An 18,905-nucleotide genomic window follows, 5' to 3' on the forward strand; every position below is an offset into this window, starting at 1 on the left:
TAATTTGATCTAAAGCAGTTACAAGCTACTCATATCTCGTTATAATACGGCGGATTAGGAAGAATTTTTATTTTTTAACTTTTAAGAGGAAATAGTATGTCAGTAATCAAAATGACCGACCTTGACTTAGCAGGTAAACGTGTGTTTATTCGTGCGGATTTAAACGTACCAGTAAAAGACGGTAAAGTAACCTCTGATGCGCGTATTCGTGCAACTATTCCAACGCTAAAATTAGCGCTTGAGAAAGGGGCAAAAGTGATGGTGACTTCTCACTTAGGTCGTCCTACAGAAGGTGAATTTAAACCTGAAGATTCATTACAACCTGTGGTTGATTATTTGAATAATGCGGGTTTAGGCGTGTCTGTACGTTTAGCACAAAACTATTTAGACGGCGTAGAAGTAAATGACGGTGAAATCGTTGTTTTAGAAAACGTACGTGTTAATAAAGGTGAAAAGAAAAACGATCCTGAATTAGGTAAAAAATACGCCGCACTTTGCGATGTATTTGTTATGGATGCATTTGGTACTGCGCACCGCGCGCAAGCATCAACCTATGGCGTCGCTGAATTTGCACCAGTCGCTTGTGCAGGTCCATTATTAGCCGCTGAATTAGATGCTTTAGGTAAAGCATTAAAAGAGCCACAACGTCCAATGTTAGCGATTGTTGGTGGTTCAAAAGTATCAACTAAATTAACTGTATTAGATTCACTTTCAAAAGTAGCAGACCAATTAATCGTTGGTGGTGGTATTGCAAATACCTTTATTGCAGCAGAAGGCAATAATGTAGGTAATTCTTTATACGAAGCAGATTTAATCCCTGAAGCACAACGCTTATCTAAAGTAACCAATATTCCAGTGCCAGTGGATGTTCGTGTGGGTAAAGAATTCTCTGAAACAGCTCCGGCAACAGAAAAAGCTGTAAACGAAGTCGCAGCAGATGAATCTATTTTCGATATTGGTGATAAATCAGCAGAAGAATTAGCGAAAATTATCAAATCAGCAAAAACTATTTTATGGAATGGTCCTGTTGGCGTATTTGAATTCCCGAATTTCCGTAAAGGTACTGAAGTGGTGGCAAATGCGATTGCTGAAGCAACAGCAAATGGCGCATTCTCAATTGCTGGTGGTGGCGACACTTTAGCAGCGATTGATTTATTCGGCATTGCAAACAAAATTTCTTACATTTCAACTGGTGGTGGCGCATTCTTAGAATTCGTAGAAGGTAAAGTATTACCTGCGGTAGAAATTTTAGAAAAACGCGCAAACGGTTAAGAGAGCATAATAGGTAGGTTTTAAACCTACCTTCTCCCTCATTTATTTTTAACAGTGCAAAAGCACTCAATAAGAAGGAAAAGCAAAATGGCATTATTAGATATCGTAAAACCGGGTGTTTTAACTGGTGATGATGTACAAAAAGTATTTGCATACGCGAAAGCACATAATTTCGCAATCCCAGCGGTAAACTGTGTAGGTTCAGATTCTGTGAATGCAGTACTTGAAACCGCTGCTCGTGTTAAATCACCTGTGATTATCCAATTCTCTAATGGTGGCGCGCAATTCTATGCGGGTAAAGGTATTAAACCTGCAAGTGGTACTCGTCAAGATGTTTTAGGTGCGATTGCTGGTGCAAAACACGTTCACGAATTAGCAAAAGAATATGGTGTGCCAGTCATTTTACATACTGACCACGCTGCGAAAAATTTATTACCTTGGATCGATGGTTTATTAGCAGCAAGTGAAAAACATTTTGCTGAAACAGGTCGTCCATTATTCTCATCTCATATGATCGATTTATCTGAAGAGCCAATCGAAGAAAACATGGAAATTTGTCGTGGCTATTTAGCACGTATGGACAAATTAGGCATGACTCTTGAAATCGAAATCGGTGTAACTGGTGGTGAAGAAGATGGCGTGGACAATTCTGATGTGGATGAAGCAAAACTTTATACTCAACCATCAGAAGTATTATATGTATATGACCAATTAAGCCCAGTGAGCAAGCGTTTCACTATCGCTGCTGCATTTGGTAACGTTCATGGAGTTTACAAACCAGGTAATGTGAAATTAAAACCATCTATTTTAGGTGCGTCACAAGAGTTCGTATCTAAAGAACGTGGTCTTCCAGAAAAATCATTAGACTTCGTTTTCCATGGTGGTTCAGGTTCAAGCCGCGAAGAAATTCGTGAAGCAATTGGCTACGGTGCGATTAAAATGAATATCGATACTGATACACAATGGGCTTCTTGGGATGGTATTTTACAATTCTATAAAGCAAATGAAGCTTATTTACAAGGTCAATTAGGTAACCCAACTGGTCCTGATGCACCGAATAAAAAATACTATGACCCACGTGTTTGGTTACGTAAAATGGAAGAATCTATGTCTAAACGCTTAGAGCAATCTTTCGAAGATTTAAACTGCGTAAACGTACTATAATTAGCTAAAATAAGCTAAAATAACACCGCACTTTGTCGTAAAGTGCGGTGTTTTTTCATCTACTTTTATGTGAGACGATTATGGATTCCCTCTTGAATTTTATCAAAAATAACAAAATGTTAAGCCTAACGAATTTCGCCGTAGGCTTGTTCTTTTTAACGGTGCTGATGTTTAAAGGAAGTCATAATATTGGTTTTATTTTGTTGGCAGTTATCGGCATTTGTTATGCTATTTATTATTTCCTTATTAAACGCAATACATTTGCTCTTTCAAAGCAAGATAAATGGTTGATGGCGAGTTTCGCTTTTTATGTGTTGATCTTCCTGCTTTCTGTCATCTTTAATGGTGGAAAAATGAGGGAACTGGATAATCCAAGCCGCGCTTTATTGGTATTACCTCTAATCATTTTATTTGCCAAGTTTCCTATTCGTTTTTCTATATTGTTGCATTGTATTCCAGCAGGCGCTTTTATTTCGGGCGTTGTGGCATTAATTCATCGTTTTGTGTTGAATTATTCCCAAGCCTTTCAACATCAAATGCATATTCAGGCCGGTGATATTGCCATGTCTCTTGGCCTATTTAGCTTAGCCATTGCTCTCTATTTTGCGATTAAAAAATCCAAAAAATACACCGCACTTTATTTGATCGCTTCCTTGTTTGGTGTGTTAGGCAGTGTGCTTTCGACAGCGCGTGGTGGCTGGGTGGCAATTCCGGTCATTTTGGTGTTAATTCTTTGGACATATCGCCATCAATTAGCTAAGAAATGGTTGGCTTCTGTTTCATTGGTGATGATTGGATTGATTGCTTTGGCGTTAGCTATTCCACAAACAAAAATGATGTATCGAATTAATCAAGTTGAAAGAGAAGTGCATGCATATTTTGAAAAAGGGTATGCCAATACATCTTTAGGTGCGAGATTTGATATGTGGAAGAGTGCGATTTTAATGGCACAAGAAAAGCCATTGTTAGGTTGGGGGACAGCAGGAAGCACAGAGCAACGTAAATTACAGGCGAAACAAAAATTAGTTCACCCTGTTATTGCTCGATTTACCCACGCTCATAACCAATATTTAGATGATTTATCTAAACGAGGTATTTTAGGATTAATTGCATTATTGGGGATTTTGGGTGTGCCTTTGTGCTATTTTGCTAAATCCCTTTCATCATCAAATATTGCGATAAAATTAACCGCACTTTTAGGCACAATTCATGTGGTGGCGGTTGGCTGTTATGGTTTAAGTCAAGGCTTTTTTACCCATAACTCAGGTTCCATTTTTTACTTTTTGGTAGTGATAATTTTATATGCTAGCTTGAAAAATCAATTAGTTTCTCAATTGGAACTGGATTAAAAATAGGGGATAATCTCCCCTTTTTTATTACGCAAAAATCATTAATGCCCAAACGATTGCCATATTCACTAGGGCGATAAATACTGCAGCAGAACCTTGATCTTTAGCGCGACCAGATAATTCATGGCGTTCGGTTCCAATGCGATCTACCACACATTCCACCGCACTATTTAATAATTCCGCCACTAAAACCAACAAATAAGCGCCGATCATGAATGCAATTTCAAAGCGATCGTCGCCAAGATAAAAGGCGAGGGGAATGGCAAAAATACCCATAAAGAGTTCATGGCGAAAAGCAGCTTCATTTTTCACCGCACTTTTTAAGCCTTGTAAAGAATAACGGGTTGAATTAATTAAATGGGTAAGTCCAGTTGTTTTATCTGTCATTTTATAACCTTTTCACATCAATTAGCCCATCTAGCTGAGCAAGACGAGCAAGAATTTTGTTGAGCACTTCTAACGTGTTTATTTCAAGTTCCAGTTCCACTGTGGCTAATTGACGTTTGCTATCCAATCGGCTCGAAATGCCGCTGACGTTAATTTTTTCATTGGCCAATACAGTAGTGATATCTCGTAATAAACCGTTGCGGTCTGTGGCAACAACCCGAATATTGATATGGAATTTATTGAGGCTTTGATCCCCCCAATTGGTTTCCATAATGCGTTCTGGATTGGCTTGTTGTAGTTCTTTTAACTGTTCGCAATCTGCCCGATGAATAGAAATACCGCGACCTTGCGTAATATAGCCGACAATTTGATCGCCAGGAATTGGTTGGCAACAACGTGCGATATGGTGCATTAAATTACCAACACCTTCAACAACGACATAACCTTTTTTCTCAGATTTTTGGCTAGAATTCACCGCACTTTTCTGTGCGACATGGCGTAGAATTTCTTGATCCGCTTCCTGTGCGGAAGGTTTGATTAACTTGCTTTGTAAGAAATTAATCAATTGATTTAATTTAATATCGCCGCTGCCAATACCGTTATATAAGTCATCCAGATTTTTTAAGTTATAGCGAGCTAAACCATATTGTTCTACTTGTTTTAGGCTAAAGTTGAAACGAGTGAGCTCTGCCTCTAAGGCTTCTTTTCCTGCGGGAATATTTTTATCACGATCCTGTTTTTTAAACCAAGTCATGATTTTAGAACGTGCTTTGCTGGTATGGGTGAAACCACTATTTGGGTTTAACCAATCTCGGCTAGGATTCGGGTTTTTCTGTGTAATGATTTCGAGCTGATCACCCATTTGTAACTGGTAAGTGAAAGGTACAATACGACCATCCACTTTGGCGCCAATGCAACGGTGACCTACATCACTATGGATTGCATAAGCAAAATCTAAAGGGGTTGAACCTGTAGGTAAATCAATAACTTCGCCTTTTGGTGTAAACACATAAACGCGATCATCGAAGACTTGGCTGCGTACTTCCGCCATAATTTCACTGCTGTCCGCAATATCAGCTTGCCATGCTAACAGTTTACGTAACCATGAAATTTTTTCTTCGTAAGCAGACATGGTGCCGGTAGAGCCTTCTTTGTATTTCCAATGGGCAGCCACGCCAAGTTCAGCATCATTATGCATTTTTACGGTTCGAATTTGCACCTCAATGGGTTTATCGCCTTCTCCCAAAACAACGGTATGAATGGATTGATAGCCATTAGGTTTTGGATTTGCTACATAATCATCAAATTCATCTGGCAAATGTTTAAAGTGCGTATGTACAATGCCTAAAGCGGTATAACAATCTTGCAATTTATTCACTAAAATACGAACAGCACGAATATCATAGAGATCTTCGAAATTGAGGTTCTTTTTCTGCATTTTGCGCCAAATACTGTAAATATGTTTTGGGCGCCCGTAAATTTCGACGTCTTCAATGGATTCTTGTAAATAACCTGAGAGCTGTTGTACAAATTGTTGAATATATTCTTCTCGTGCGAGACGTTTTTCATTCAGTTTTAAGGCAATAAAGCGATATTGTTCAGGCTGTAAATTACGGAAACAATAATCTTCCAGTTCCCATTTTAATTGTCCAATGCCTAAACGGTTTGCGAGAGGGGCATAAATATTACTACATTCTTGTGCGGCAATGATTTTTTCTTCTTTTGAATAGCGTTTATCAGCATCTCGTAGGAAAGTAATGCGTTCTGCTAGTTTAATGATAACGCAACGGAAATCGTCCACCATGGCCAATAACATGCGGCGGATGTTGTCAATTTGCGGATTATTATTGGATTGTAAGGTATTGAGTTGGCGAATATTATTCATCTCCAACACACCTTTGACTAATTTACTGATTTTACTGCCAAAATCTTCTTTGATTTGCTCAAGTGTTACAATTTTGGCATTCACTACTGGGAATAACATGGCGGCGAGTAAAGTATCGCCATCCATATTGAGTCCATGTAAGATCTCCACCATTTCTACGCCATCACGCAGATACCAATGACTGTTAAGAAATAACTGTTCGGCATTATCACGTGCATATTGCCACGCATCAAACAACTCTTTCTCTGTGTGTATTGGTAAATCCAGACTTGCACACCAATGTTGAATGTCAAAGTCTTTTGGATTTAAAAGATGAGATCCACGTACCGCAACCATACTTTTTCCTTATTTTTTCTCAAAAAGAGAGATACTTTCCAAATGTCCCGTATGGGGAAACATATCGATCATTGCGACTTTTTTCAGTTGGTAACCTGAATGTAATAACATGTCGGCATCACGCACTAATGTAGCGGGATTACAAGATACATAAAGGATTTTTTCTGCCTGTAATTCACATAACCCATTGATCGCAAAAGCTGCACCACTACGTGGTGGGTCTAACAAAATCTTATTGAAAGACTGCTGCGCCCATGCTTGATTTAAAAAAGGTTGATCCAAATTACCTTGATAAAATTCGACATTCAAACAAGCATTTCGTTCCGCATTTTTTTGTGCTTTTTGCACCATATTAAAAACGCCTTCAATTCCCACCGCACTTTTCACTTTTTGGCTGATCGGCAAGGTGAAATTTCCCATGCCACAGAATAAATCTAACACGCAATCGTTATTTTTCAAATCCAACCAATCCAATGCAGTTTGCACCATTTGTTTGTTAAGTGCTTCATTAACTTGAATAAAATCACGAATATCAAATTGTAATTTTAAGCCTGCAATGTCGTATTCAGGGGGCTCACCAGATAAATGTTCAATATCTTCATCATTTTGCACAAATAACATGAGTTGATGTTGTTGCGCAAATTGGAGCAATAAAGTGCGGTCAATTTCTGCTAAGTTTTGACTGTGGCGTAACAAGAAGGCAATGCCATTATCTGCCAAGGTGAGTTCCACATGACCTAACAATTTGGGCTGTGAAAATTGGCGTAGCACTTGAATTAATTCGGGCAACAACGCTTGTAATGGCGATTCAATTACATGGCATTGTTGAATGTTCACAATTTGTGAATCGCCTTTTTGTCGAAAGCCAATGTCAAGTTGTTTTGTTTTGGGATTAAAGCGAATACTGAGGCGTAAACGGCGGCGATATTGCCAAGGTTCGCCGACCAACATCGGCATGAGATTAATTTTTTCTGTCTGTAATTTTTGTAATTGCTTAAATAAGGCGTTTTGTTTGGTTTGGCGTTGTAATTCGATGGGAATATGTTGCATTTGGCAACCACCACATTGTGCATAATGTGAGCATAGTGCTTGTTGGCGTAATGGACTAGTTTGCAGGATTTTGCTTGTGGTCGCGCGTCCATATTGGCGTTTTTCTTCTAACACATTTGCCAATACTTTTTCTTGTGGCAGTGCATTTTCGACAAACCATGTTTTACCATTTAGTTTTGCCACGCCTAGCCCTTGATAATCTAAATTTGTGATATCAAGCGTTAAGTGCGGTGCTTTTTTTTGTTGTTTTGTCGGTGTGTAGAATAACGCCATAGTTTAGATTACTTCATAGAAAATTGTTGTATAAATAATTCTCGGCTTTTCAATGGTTTATCGCCTAAATAAGGTTTAAGTGCCATTCGAGTAAAACGTTTTGCCGCTTGTAGCACCTCTGGATTATCAAAAGATAACTGAGCAAAAGCCTGTAAATCTCGTCCATAAAACGTCAAATTATCTTTAATCAAAGAGGCAATAAAGCCTTTTTCTTCACGATAACGATAAGTCATATTTTCATCAACAGGTAATCCTGAACCTGCACAATGGTTAAAATCCACGCCGTAACCCAAAATTTGTAATAATTGGAACTCAAAAGTGCGTAATGCAGGTTCCACTTGTTCCGATACCGCAAGCTGCGTTAAACAATCTAAATAATATTGAAATAACAAGGGATTTGGCGCTTCCAACTCGATTACTCGGCATAATAATTCGTTGACATAAAATCCACTAAATAGTGCTACCTGCTGTAATGGCAGCGCAATGGAAGCGGGTTCTGCTTTGGTTAAGGTTTTCAGTCCGCCTTTGCCTGACCAGCGTAATAGCAGAGGGGTAAAGGGTTGTAGAATACCTTTCCACGCAGAACGTTTTGCGCGCGCGCCTTTTGCAATAACAGTTAAACGCCCCGCTTCTTCAGTGAAAAGATCCACTAACAAACTGGTTTCGCTATAAACTTTCCGGTGGAGGACAAATCCACGTTGTAGATTTTCGATGATGGCTTCTCCGCTTGCAAATTCCGTTGCTATTTTATCAGAAATTTCACCGCACTTTTAGTGCTATTTCATCATAAAGGAGTGCGAAATACTCCAATTATAGATTAATAACCAAATGAAATAAGATGGTGCTAAAAGTTATTGGCAACCTGATGTGGCTTATTTGCATAATACAGCTATTAAAGTTCAAGGAGGTTTTATGATAACAGGATTAGTTTTAGGTGTTTTATTTGGTTTTGTACTGCAGCGAGGACGTTTCTGCATTACAGGCGCTTTTCGTGATATTTATGTTACAAAAAATAATAAGATGTTTGTGGCATTATTGATCGCTATTACGTTGCAATCTATCGGCTTTTTTGGCTTAAAAGAAATTGGAGTTTTACAGGTTGAGCCGGCAGAAAACTTTGCCCCTTTAGCCGTTCTTTTTGGTGCATTTGTTTTTGGTATAGGCATTGTTTTCGCTGGCGGTTGTGCGACAGGAACTTGGTATCGAGCAGGAGAAGGATTAATTGGTAGCTGGATTGCGTTGATTTTTTATATGCTTTTCAGTGCAATGATGAGAACGGGGCCGCTTAATAGCTTCAATGCCGCATTGCATAGTGTCCAAACCGAGCAAAAAACGATTTACCAAACCTTGAATATTTCACCTTGGATTTTGGTTACTTTACTAGCTGTGATTACAGGTTTAGCAGTGTTACAACAATTGCGTAAGCCAAAATTAAAAGTTGCTACGTTAAAAGCAAAGAAAACGGGACTTGCACATCTTTTATTTGAAAAACGCTGGCACCCATTTGTGACCGCAATTTTAGTTGGCATTATTGCGATTATTGCTTGGCCGTTAAGCGTGGCAACAGGCAGAGAATTTGGTTTAGGTATTACAGGCCCTTCCGCCAATATTATGCAATATTTGGTGACTGGTGACAGTAAATTTATTAATTGGGGTGTGTTTTTAGTGTTAGGTATTTTATTGGGATCTTTTATTGCTGCTAAAGGCAGTAATGAATTTCGATTCCGCGTACCAGATGTGAGAACAATTTTATTTAGTGCCTTAGGTGGCATATTAATGGGAATTGGAGCCAGCTTGGCAGGAGGTTGCTCTATTGGAAATGGTTTGGTGGAAACCTCATTTTTCTCATGGCAAGGCTGGATTTCACTACCGATTATGATTTTAGGCACTTGGGTTGCCGCTTATTTCACGATTATTCGACCAACAAAGCGTTAAGTTTAGGAGATTTTATGCAACTGAAATTAGAAACTGCAGGATTAGTTTGCCCTTTTCCATTGATGGAGGCTAAGCAAGCCATGGATGGCTTATCTAAAGGCGATGAGCTTATTATTGAATTTGATTGCACTCAGGCGACAGAATCCATTCCCAATTGGGCGGCTGAGGAAGGCTATGAAGTAACACATTTTGAACAACTTGACGAAGCTAAATGGCAAATAATTGTTGTTAAATAACTTTCATCCCGAAAGTGCGGTGGAAAAATCCAGATTTTTTCTGAAAAGAAAAGTTGCAGATTTTCACCGCACTTTGTTTTATCATAAACATTATTTGTTTATGTGAACCACATTATGCGTATTCCAAGAATTTATCATCCCGAATCCTTACAACATCAAACCACTTGTCAATTAAGCGAAGATGCCGCAAACCATGTGGGTCGCGTATTGCGTATGCAAGCTGGCGAACAACTTGAATTGTTTGATGGCTCAAACCATATTTATTCTGCGGTGATTACGCAAGCCAGTAAGAAATCTGTTGAAGTGGCAATTCAAAATAGGCAAATAGATGATAGAGAAAGCTCGCTCAAGATTCATTTGGGGCAAGTGATTTCACGTGGCGAGCGTATGGAATTTACGATTCAAAAATCGGTGGAATTGGGTGTAAATGTGATTACGCCTTTATGGTCTGAGCGTTGTGGTGTCAAACTTGATGCAGAGCGAATGGAGAAGAAAATCCAACAATGGCAAAAGATTGCGATTGCCGCTTGTGAGCAATGTGGTCGTAATATGGTGCCAGAAATCCGCCCGATGATGAAATTGCAAGATTGGTGTGCAGAGGAGGATGAGACGTTAAAATTGAATTTACATCCTCGCGCTCAGTATTCCATTAAAGATTTACCTGACATTCCAGTGCAAGGCGTTCGATTGCTGATCGGTTCCGAAGGCGGTTTATCACCACAAGAAATTGCCTTAACAGAGCAACAAGGTTTTACTGAAGTGTTGCTTGGGCCAAGGGTTCTGCGCACAGAAACAGCCGCGTTGACAGCTATTACCGCTTTGCAGGTTTGTTTTGGTGATTTGTAGGATTATCCTAGAAAAATAAGGCGAATTGCAATGGCGGTTCGCCTTTTATATTAGGTGATTTTTTCGTATAATAGACAGATTTTCAGGCTAATGATAGAAGACAAAATGATGACAAAATTTAACATAAAAACCTTCCAAGGAATGATCCTTGCTTTACAAGATTACTGGGCAAACCAAGGCTGTGTGATTGTTCAGCCATTTGATATGGAAGTGGGGGCGGGAACTTCTCACCCAATGACTTGCTTGAAAGCCCTAGGCCCTGAGCCAATGGCGTCGGCGTATGTGCAACCATCACGCCGCCCGACAGACGGTCGCTACGGCGAAAACCCAAACCGTTTGCAACACTACTACCAATTCCAAGTAGTAATCAAACCGTCGCCAGATAACATTCAAGAACTCTATTTAGACAGCTTAAAAATGCTCGGTTTCGACCCAACCCAAAACGACATTCGTTTCGTGGAAGACAACTGGGAAAACCCAACACTAGGGGCGTGGGGCTTAGGCTGGGAAGTGTGGTTAAACGGAATGGAAGTGACCCAATTTACCTACTTCCAACAAGTCGGTGGTTTAGAATGCAAACCCGTAACAGGTGAAATCACTTACGGTTTAGAACGCTTGGCGATGTACATTCAAGGCGTGGACAGCGTGTACGATCTCGTGTGGTCAGACGGTCCATTAGGCAAAACCACTTACGGCGATGTATTCCACCAAAACGAAGTGGAGCAATCCACCTACAACTTCGAATACGCCAACACCGATTTCTTATTCTACTGTTTCGACCAATACGAAAAAGAAGCCAGCGAACTCTTAGCATTGGAAAAACCACTGCCGTTGCCAGCTTACGAACGTATTTTAAAAGCAGCACACAGCTTCAACTTGCTCGACGCACGCAAAGCGATTTCCGTCACCGAACGCCAACGCTACATCTTACGCATCCGTGCCTTAACCAAAGGCGTTGCCGAAGCGTACTACGCTAGCCGTGAAGCGTTAGGGTTCCCTGGCTGTAAGAAATAATATATCCCAAAGGAGAATTAAGATGAAAACGATGAATAAGCTCATAATCGCAATGCCATTTATATTGTCTGCTTGTGCAGACTTTTCAACTGGTTCTCCTTTTAAATGGCGTCCTTATTTAGATATCGATAATTCGATACAGTATATGGACTTTATGGAAAGGGTTTTATCAGATGAGGAAAAGGGAAAAATAAATATTTCTTATGGCTCGGCGATTCAAAAGGGCACATTTGGTGGTTTAGATACTTTTAGAACCATAGGTGATTTTTATCCACTTGTTGATCAGGATAAGTATGCCATGGGGGCTATTTTTCTTGTTGATAAAAAATCACTCAATCCTTATGCAGAACAAGATGCAAAAATATTAGCTTCTACAAAAGAATTGGATTTCTATGATTTTGGCAAAGGTCGAATTGGGCGAGCTAAGTTTTTAGCAAGTAATAAGTTATGTACTGATTTTAAATCAGCTAAAGGCGTGAAAATCAATATTGCAACTACATACTATACTGACTATGAAAATTATTATGCTAGTCAAATTAGTGCAATATTGAATACAAAAGGTATCAGCAATTTAAAATATGAACCTTATTTTAGTTTTACAAATAAAAAAATTGAGCAAGAACATAGAAATGAAGAATATAAAATTGGACGTGAAGTTGCAGAGAGAAATTTAAAAGAACGAATTGCATTATTACATTTTATTTGTAACTAGATGTTAAACATAAAAAATCATCAGTGTATAAGTCATTCAATTAACATAACAAAATGGTATAAAAATGGGCGATTATCAATATCCAAAAGACATTTATACGGAAACAGAGCCAGATGTAAACACATTGGCAAATTTGGGACCACTTGCGCCAATGGCTGGTATTTGGGAAGGTAAACGTGGTTTGGATATTAATCCAAAAGCGGAAGGTCCAGAGAAAGATCCTTACATTGAACATATTGAATTACAACCTATTGATGCACAGGCAAATGGTCCACAGTTGTTTTATGGTTTGCGTTACCACACCCGAATTGTGCAGCCAAATGAAGTGGAAACCTTCCATGATCAAGTAGGTTATTGGTTATGGGAACCTGCGACGGGCAATATTTTGTTCACATTAAGTATTCCTCGTGGGCAAACAGTGATGGCGGTCGGGAATGCAGCACCAGATGCGAAAACATTTACGGTAAAAGCGGTTAGAGGTTCATTAACAAATGGAATTATTTCAAATCCATTTATTGAACAAAATTTCCGTACGGATAGTTATGAAATCACAGTGAAAATTAACGATGACGGAACTTGGTCTTATGAGCAAAATACCGTACTCGTGGTGCCAAATTATCCAGATCCGTTTAATCATACTGACAGAAATCGCTTAACCAAAATTGCGGAACCTACACCAAATCCTACGGCGTTGGCTGCAATGAAAGAACAAAACTAATGGTTTTTTGACCGCACTTTGAGAATATAGGGAAATAAAATGACAAAACCCGTACTCTTTTTCGCTGAGCTCTGCCCCGATACCGTTCCGTTCGTGGCAGAACTCAACCGCTTAAAAGTGGAATATGAAGCGGTGGAAATTATGTCTTCAATGGCAAATTTCAAACGCTTTCTGAAATTGCGTGATCATCACCCCGCTTTTACCAACGCCAAAGCTAACGGTTATATCGGCATTCCTGCGTTGTTGCTAGCAGATGAACGAGTGATTTTGGATTTGAACGAACTCAGCACCTTATTTGCAAAATAGGAGCAAAAAATGAAACTCTGGCATTCCACCACAAGCCCGTATGTCCGCAAAGTGATGGCGGTGATTAAACATCATCAACTGGACAATCAAATTGAATTGCAAACCATTCAATCGTCGTTTGATCCGAACTCGCCCCATAACCAAGACAATCCGCTTGGGCGAGTGCCGGCGTTACAACTGGATAACGGCGACTGGCTTTACAACAGCCAAGTGATTGCGGAATATCTCGATCATCTCGGGGCGAACGGTCAGCCAGAAAAATTGCTTCTGCCACTCAATAGCCAACGTTGGAAAGTGCTACAACTGCACGCCTTAACCGATGGTATTATGGAAAACACCTTGCCTGTAATTTCTGAACGTCTGCTCCGCCCCGAAAACGAATGGTGGACAGCTCGCCATCAGCAATTAACGGAGCGAAATATCCGCAGTTTCAACGAGTTAGCGCATTCTCTTGAATCTTTCGGCGATGAACTAAATTTAGGCACGATTTCTGCCGTATGCGTGATTGATTGGTATGTAATGCGAGCGGAAAAACTTGGCGTAAATCTAAACGAAATTACACCGCACTTGGTCGATTGGGCGAAAAAAATGAATGCAAAATATCCAGCCTTGGGGGAAACACAGCCGAAGTAGTTGGCTTGCTACAAAAATGAAGAAATTTTCATCTATTTTATTTATTAGCATTCTGTTATCAGCATGTTCAATGAGTGATACAGAAATTCGTTCTTTATATGCTAAACGTTATGCTCAACCTGATGAATATGTTGCTCAATTTTCTAAAGAAATCGAGGGATTATCGGTCGAACAGCTTGCAATCAATGGAGCGAAAAAAGATAAAGCTGAAATGAATGGTAAGAAACGCATGTCATTAGGCGGTCATTTATATATTGAAGATGTCAAGGCAAGAAAACATCAAGTTATTTATGAGTATTCATTTGAGTCAATTTGGTGGAATAATTTGAATAATATTGAGAAAAGTGCTCTTCAGAATAATATGCAAAAAGATTTGATTTATCGTACTTGTTCTTTGAGGACTGTCGCATTAGCTCAAGAAAAAGGTTTAGAAGAAAGCCATCAGTATTATTATGATTACCCAAATAAATTATTCGCATTTGAATTAAAAACGAATAAGCAAATTTGTTTAGAAAATGGTTTTAAAAGATAAAATTTAATTATGGAGAAAAGACCACTAGGAGTCCACGAACGACTGCTAATAAATAAATCAAGGTCCTTGGTTAGATACAAAATTTCTCAGGAGAATAATATATGAACTTAATTAAGATTAGCTTAGCCATTGTGCCTATAGTGTTAGTATCTTCCTGTACCCAATTTGAGAGATTTAGTACAGATAAGGTTCTACCAGATACATTAGGAAATAATATATCTCGACTTAAGATAACAACAAATTTGAAGGATGTATTTATTATACCTAATAAAGATTGTATCAGTATTTCAGATAATGTTTTTTATATAAACAATACATTCCCAAAAAGAACTACTGAAGGATGGTCTATATGGTCTGGCTGGTCAAAGGCTCCCTTTGAAGAAAATAAAAAGAAAGCGGTTGGAATGCCTAGTATTTCTTTACAAGATTTAAGTGAAAAATATGGAGTGCAGTTCACAGATAAAACATATATATCAAACGAATATAAATTAGAACCAAACAAAGCTTATACTATATTTATCAAAACATTCGGGAAGACTATAAATTTATTATTTAATAATCCTGAGGATGTATATGGATTTGGTATGTATTTTACTCCAAAGGCTAACGTTGATTATCAACTAATCATACAAAGTGATGTTAGCCATTCAACACATTGGACTAGCGCTACCCAAGCTAATACAAGCTCAACTTATACTTATAGTTATAAGTTATTCGATATTACCAATAGTACTGTAAAACGAGTAGATCCAGAAATATTTGGTCGAGCGTTTGGATGCAAAAAATAAATTAATTTATTCATAGAGAACAAAAATGACAACACAAAACTTCCTAGCCGAGATCGGCACTGAAGAGCTGCCACCGAAGGCACTCAAAAAATTAGCGACTGCGTTTGCAGAGAATGTTGAATTAGAACTTAACCAAGCAGGCTTATCGTTCGAAAAAGTCGAATGGTTTGCGGCACCTCGTCGTTTGGCGGTGAAGGTGTTGGGCTTAGCGACGAGCCAGCCGAGTAAGCAGGTTGAAAAACGTGGGCCTGCGGTGTCGGCGGCGTTTGATGCCGAAGGTAAGCCGACCAAGGCAGCGGAAGGCTGGGCGAAAGGCTGTGGCATTTCCGTTGAACAGGCGGAACGCATTGCGACGGATAAAGGCGAATGGTTGGTGCATCGTGCAACGATCGAAGGGCAGCCGACCAAAAACTTGCTGAAAGATATTGTGGCGAATGCCTTGGCGAAATTGCCTATTCCAAAACCAATGCGTTGGGCAGATAAAACGGTACAGTTTATTCGCCCTGTTCACACGGTGACGATGTTGCTGGGCGATGAGTTAATTGCGGGCGAAATTTTAGGTGTAGAGAGCGGTCGCACCATTCGTGGGCATCGTTTCTTAGGCGAACGTCAATTTGAGATTACTCACGCCGATCAATATCCGCAATTGTTAGCGGAAAAAGGCTCTGTGATTGCCGACTTCAACCAACGCCGTGCAATGATCTTGGCGAAATCGCAAGAAAAAGCCACCGCATTGGGCGGTATTGCCGATATTGAAGACGATTTACTTGATGAAGTCACTTCACTCGTTGAATATCCAAATGTATTAGCAGCGAAATTTGAAGAGCGTTTCCTTGCCGTGCCTGCGGAAGCCTTAGTTTATACTATGAAAGGCGACCAAAAGTATTTCCCAATTTACGATAAAGACGGCAAATTGTTGCCGCACTTTATTTTTGTGTCGAACATCAATCCAGAAGATCCAAGCAAAATCATTGAAGGGAACGAAAAAGTGGTTCGTCCACGTTTAACCGATGCGGAATTTTTCTTCAAAACTGACTTAAAACAGCGTTTGGAAGATCAATTACCACGTTTAGAAACCGTGCTATTCCAACAACAACTTGGTACCTTGCGTGATAAAACCGCTCGTATTGAGCAACTGGCTGGCGAAATTGCCAAACAAATCGGAGCGAGTGAGACCAAAGCTAAACGTGCAGGCTTGCTGTCAAAATGCGATTTGATGACCAATATGGTGTTTGAATTTACCGACACCCAAGGCGTAATGGGAATGCACTACGCCCGCCACGATGGCGAAGACGAAGAAGTGGCTGTGGCATTGAACGAGCAATATATGCCACGTTTTGCCGGCGATGAATTGCCGAAATCCTTGGTGGCAAGCAGCGTTGCCTTAGCGGATAAATTCGACACGCTCACAGGCATTTTCGGTATCGGACAGCAGCCAAAAGGCAGTGCCGATCCGTTCGCTCTACGCCGTGCGGCACTCGGTGCGTTACGCATTATCGTAGAGAAAAATTTACCGCTTGATCTGAGCGATTTAGTGCAAAAATCTGCCATATTGTTTGGCGAGAAACTCACTAATAAAAATGTGGTTGAAGAAGTGGTGGACTTTATGCTCGGACGTTTCCGTGCGTGGTATCAAGACGAAGGAATCGCTGTGGACGTGATCCAAGCGGTCTTGGCTCGTCGTCCGACCAAGCCGTCTGATTTCGATGCCCGTGTGCGTGCTGTGTCGCATTTCCGTAGCTTAGATGCAGCGGAAGCCTTGGCGGCAGCGAACAAACGTGTGAGCAACATTCTAGCTAAAGCGGACATTGCAATTGGTGCCGTTGATCTTGCCGCTTGCGTGGAACCTGCGGAGAAATCCTTGGCGGAAAGCGTTTTAGCGTTGGAAAAAGACGTTCAGCCATTGATTGCCAACGGCGATTACACGGCGGTGTTGGATAAATTAGCTAGCCTGCGTCAGCCTGTGGATAACTTCTTCGACAACGTAATGGTGAATGCGGACGATCCGAAACTTCGCCAAAACCGTCTAGCGATTTTGAATGCGTTGCAGAACTTGTTCTTGCAAGTGGCGGATATTTCGTTGTTGCAATAATGAGAAAAAAGGCTTGGTTATCCAAGCCTTTTTTGTTTTATTGCGCCATTATTTTTTCTATATCTTCAATTTCTTTTGGGGCGGCACAGGTGAGGATTTTGTTACCGTACTCAGTAATTAAAATATTATCCTCAATTCGTACGCCAATCCCTTTGTACTGTTCCGGTACTTTGGCATTTTCTGAAATGTAAAGACCAGGTTCAACGGTTAGCACCATGCCAACTTGTAAAGTGCGGTCTCTTTTTCTCGAGTTTCGGTCTGGGTTTTGTTGCTCGTTACTGTAACTGCCCACATCATGCACATCCAGCCCAAGCCAATGTCCTAAACCATGCATATAAAATTCTCGGTGTGCATTGTTAGCAATCAATTCATCAACATCGCTTTGCAAAATGCCCAGTTTAATCAAGCCTTCCACTTTGATACGAATCACTTCATCATTAGCCTGTTGAATGGAATTGCCGGGAACGAGTAATTCAATGGCTCGTTTTTGTGCTTGTAATACAATTTCATAAATATCACGTTGTGCTTGACTAAATTTCCCATTTACAGGGAAGGTGCGGGTAATATCGCCTGCGTACATAGCAAATTCGCAACCTGCATCAATGAGCACTAAATCGCCGTCTTTTAAGGGCTGATCATTTTCATTGTAATGCAAAATACAGGCATTTTCTCCGCCAGCAATAATGCTGTTGTATGAAGGATATCTTGCACCAAAGCGGTTAAATTCATGCAAAATTTCACTTTCAATCTCATATTCGAAACGGTTTGGGCGCGTTGATTGCATGGCTTTAATATGCGCAAGGGCAGTTATTTGCCCTGCTTGTTGCATAAGACGAATTTCATTATCGGACTTAAATAAACGCATTTCGTCTAAAATTGGTCGCCAATCTAATTGTTCAAGTGAATGATCAGTTTGGGTTAATGTTTGATTAATGAGTTCATCGCCCCAAGCCTGTACTGTTTTAGCATAATAAAGTGCGGTGCAATTTGGCAAAATTTTGCTGAATTCTTCAGTGAACTTTTGAATATCGCCTGCTTGTTGCAACTGTAATTTTTGTGGCGCTTTTTCAATGCCTAAACGGCGACCATGCCAAGTTTCCATTAAGGGATCGGAAGGAAGCAGAAAAAGTGCGGTGTGATTTTGTCCATTTTTTTTAATCAGCACTAACGCCGCATTAGGTTCATTGAAACCCGTAAGATACCAAAAATAACTGTCTTGGCGAAAAGGGTAGCAGCAATCATTATTGCGTGTTTGTTCGATGGCGGAAAAAATCACAGCAACGGAATTATCTTGCATTTGCTGATACATTTTTTCGCGGCGTTCAATAAATTCTTGCGCTGGCAAGTTTGCCATATAAGCTAAGTCCATAACGCTTA

19 protein-coding genes are annotated in these 18,905 nt (G+C 40.0%); 14 read left to right on the forward strand and 5 right to left on the reverse strand.

Going from position 1 to position 18,905, the window contains the following annotated elements; translation table 11 throughout:
• Positions 1-96: 96 nt before the first annotated feature.
• From ACT2CV_RS08745 to ACT2CV_RS08755, 3 genes are all read left to right on the forward strand, one after another.
• Positions 97-1,272, forward strand: a complete 1,176-nt coding sequence (locus ACT2CV_RS08745; RefSeq protein ID WP_464973430.1) for a phosphoglycerate kinase — start codon at positions 97-99, stop codon at positions 1,270-1,272.
• An 87-nt stretch (positions 1,273-1,359) separates the two neighbouring features.
• Positions 1,360-2,436: a class II fructose-bisphosphate aldolase gene (gene fbaA / locus ACT2CV_RS08750; protein ID WP_464973431.1), complete on the forward strand. Its 1,077-nt coding sequence runs from the start codon at positions 1,360-1,362 to the stop codon at positions 2,434-2,436.
• A gap of 92 nt (positions 2,437-2,528) precedes the next feature.
• Positions 2,529-3,785: an O-antigen ligase family protein gene (locus tag ACT2CV_RS08755; RefSeq protein WP_464973432.1), complete on the forward strand. Its 1,257-nt coding sequence runs from the start codon at positions 2,529-2,531 to the stop codon at positions 3,783-3,785.
• A 27-nt stretch (positions 3,786-3,812) separates the two neighbouring features.
• Here ACT2CV_RS08755 and ACT2CV_RS08760 read toward each other — a convergent pair whose 3' ends face one another.
• From ACT2CV_RS08760 to recO, 4 genes are read right to left on the reverse strand one after another with little or no spacing between them, the layout of a single operon-like run.
• Entirely contained in the window at positions 3,813-4,172 is a 360-nt protein-coding gene (locus tag ACT2CV_RS08760; RefSeq protein WP_464973433.1) for a diacylglycerol kinase, read from the reverse strand.
• 1 nt (position 4,173) lies between these two features.
• Entirely contained in the window at positions 4,174-6,393 is a 2,220-nt protein-coding gene (gene relA / locus ACT2CV_RS08765) for a GTP diphosphokinase (RefSeq protein ID WP_464973434.1), read from the reverse strand.
• A 9-nt stretch (positions 6,394-6,402) separates the two neighbouring features.
• Positions 6,403-7,716, reverse strand: coding sequence for a 23S rRNA (uracil(1939)-C(5))-methyltransferase RlmD (gene rlmD / locus ACT2CV_RS08770; RefSeq protein ID WP_464973435.1), 1,314 nt, complete (start codon positions 7,714-7,716; stop codon positions 6,403-6,405).
• Positions 7,717-7,724: 8 nt separating this feature from the next.
• Positions 7,725-8,432, reverse strand: coding sequence for a DNA repair protein RecO (gene recO, locus ACT2CV_RS08775; RefSeq protein ID WP_464973978.1), 708 nt, complete (start codon positions 8,430-8,432; stop codon positions 7,725-7,727).
• A 196-nt stretch (positions 8,433-8,628) separates the two neighbouring features.
• On the opposite strand from recO, the gene ACT2CV_RS08780 reads away from it, so the two are divergent.
• From ACT2CV_RS08780 to glyS, 11 genes are all read left to right on the forward strand, one after another.
• Entirely contained in the window at positions 8,629-9,651 is a 1,023-nt protein-coding gene (locus ACT2CV_RS08780) for a YeeE/YedE thiosulfate transporter family protein (protein ID WP_464973436.1), read from the forward strand.
• A 14-nt stretch (positions 9,652-9,665) separates the two neighbouring features.
• Positions 9,666-9,887, forward strand: coding sequence for a sulfurtransferase TusA family protein (locus tag ACT2CV_RS08785; RefSeq protein WP_464973437.1), 222 nt, complete (start codon positions 9,666-9,668; stop codon positions 9,885-9,887).
• A 114-nt stretch (positions 9,888-10,001) separates the two neighbouring features.
• Complete coding sequence (rsmE, locus tag ACT2CV_RS08790) at positions 10,002-10,733, forward strand: 16S rRNA (uracil(1498)-N(3))-methyltransferase (RefSeq protein WP_464973438.1); 732 nt, start codon at positions 10,002-10,004, stop codon at positions 10,731-10,733.
• Positions 10,734-10,841: 108 nt separating this feature from the next.
• Positions 10,842-11,747, forward strand: coding sequence for a glycine--tRNA ligase subunit alpha (gene glyQ / locus ACT2CV_RS08795; protein ID WP_464973979.1), 906 nt, complete (start codon positions 10,842-10,844; stop codon positions 11,745-11,747).
• Between the two features lie 22 nt (positions 11,748-11,769).
• Positions 11,770-12,459 carry a DUF8095 domain-containing protein gene (locus ACT2CV_RS08800; protein ID WP_464973439.1) on the forward strand — a complete coding sequence of 230 codons (690 nt, stop codon included), beginning with the start codon at positions 11,770-11,772 and terminating at the stop codon, positions 12,457-12,459.
• A gap of 64 nt (positions 12,460-12,523) precedes the next feature.
• Positions 12,524-13,177 (forward strand): FABP family protein, encoded by a 654-nt coding sequence (locus ACT2CV_RS08805; RefSeq protein ID WP_464973440.1) that lies wholly within the window; start codon positions 12,524-12,526, stop codon positions 13,175-13,177.
• A 39-nt stretch (positions 13,178-13,216) separates the two neighbouring features.
• Positions 13,217-13,483, forward strand: coding sequence for a hypothetical protein (locus ACT2CV_RS08810; protein ID WP_464973441.1), 267 nt, complete (start codon positions 13,217-13,219; stop codon positions 13,481-13,483).
• Between the two features lie 9 nt (positions 13,484-13,492).
• Positions 13,493-14,116, forward strand: coding sequence for a glutathione S-transferase N-terminal domain-containing protein (locus ACT2CV_RS08815; protein ID WP_464973442.1), 624 nt, complete (start codon positions 13,493-13,495; stop codon positions 14,114-14,116).
• Positions 14,117-14,186: 70 nt separating this feature from the next.
• Positions 14,187-14,648 (forward strand): hypothetical protein, encoded by a 462-nt coding sequence (locus ACT2CV_RS08820; RefSeq protein WP_464973443.1) that lies wholly within the window; start codon positions 14,187-14,189, stop codon positions 14,646-14,648.
• A gap of 101 nt (positions 14,649-14,749) precedes the next feature.
• Positions 14,750-15,436: a hypothetical protein gene (locus ACT2CV_RS08825; RefSeq protein ID WP_464973444.1), complete on the forward strand. Its 687-nt coding sequence runs from the start codon at positions 14,750-14,752 to the stop codon at positions 15,434-15,436.
• A 25-nt stretch (positions 15,437-15,461) separates the two neighbouring features.
• Positions 15,462-17,528, forward strand: a complete 2,067-nt coding sequence (gene glyS, locus ACT2CV_RS08830; protein ID WP_464973445.1) for a glycine--tRNA ligase subunit beta — start codon at positions 15,462-15,464, stop codon at positions 17,526-17,528.
• Between the two features lie 37 nt (positions 17,529-17,565).
• On the opposite strand, the gene pepP is transcribed toward glyS, so the two are convergent.
• Complete coding sequence (gene pepP, locus ACT2CV_RS08835) at positions 17,566-18,897, reverse strand: Xaa-Pro aminopeptidase (protein WP_464973446.1); 1,332 nt, start codon at positions 18,895-18,897, stop codon at positions 17,566-17,568.
• Positions 18,898-18,905 lie beyond the last annotated feature (8 nt).

Origin of the sequence: Reella acinonychis (genome assembly GCF_052384575.1) — a bacterium.
Taxonomy (GTDB): domain Bacteria; phylum Pseudomonadota; class Gammaproteobacteria; order Enterobacterales; family Pasteurellaceae; genus JBQSUQ01.